Origin of the sequence: Massilia pseudoviolaceinigra (assembly GCF_030846505.1) — a bacterium.
GTDB classification, from domain to species: domain Bacteria; phylum Pseudomonadota; class Gammaproteobacteria; order Burkholderiales; family Burkholderiaceae_D; genus Telluria_A; species Telluria_A violaceinigra.
On sequence record NZ_JAVCWL010000143.1, the window covers coordinates 1 to 528 of the forward strand.

2 protein-coding genes are annotated in these 528 nt (G+C 62.7%); both read right to left on the reverse strand.

Annotation, left to right across the window (positions count from 1 at the left end; all coding sequences use genetic code 11):
* Window positions 1–249, reverse strand: a 249-nt coding sequence (locus RBA40_RS33470) for a hypothetical protein (RefSeq protein ID WP_306653236.1), incomplete at its 3' end; no start/stop codon positions are given.
* 14 nt (window positions 250–263) lie between these two features.
* On the reverse strand, window positions 264–528 hold a 265-nt coding region (locus RBA40_RS33475; protein WP_306653237.1), incomplete at its 5' end, for a hypothetical protein.

Below are 528 nucleotides of genomic sequence, written 5' to 3' on the forward strand. Positions count from 1 at the left end.
TACGCCGGCGCCGAGCCGCGCCGCCTTGAGGATTGCCTTTTGTTGCGGGTAGGACGAGGCGTAAACCGTCACCTGAACGCGCGCAGTGACCACGCTGTTTCCAGCACGGGCGACTGTGTCGTGTTCGATACCGCTGATTTCAGTAATGCCGATCGCCGGCAACGTACCGGTCGGGATCGTACCGGCGGCAATGCGCGCGGCGGGCACCAGGGCGATGAGGGGCGCGTGGGCGACCAGCAGCGCACGCATAATTGCAACTGCGCTCATTTCTTGCGAGCCGTGATCTTAGGCTCTGGCGCCGGCTCGGCGCGGCCAGGCGATGGAACCGCGACACCCTGCTTGATGTGGTATTGCGCTAGGCGATCGCCACGCGAACTGGCGACCGTCTCATACTCAGTCCCGGCCGCCAGCTCGCGCACGGTCTCGCCATCAAGCGAGCCTTGCACGGTTTTAGTCATCAGAATTTTCATAGTTACCCTGGGTCTGGGAGGTTGATGCCCTCGGCAGTCAGCCTTGAGCGGATTTTTG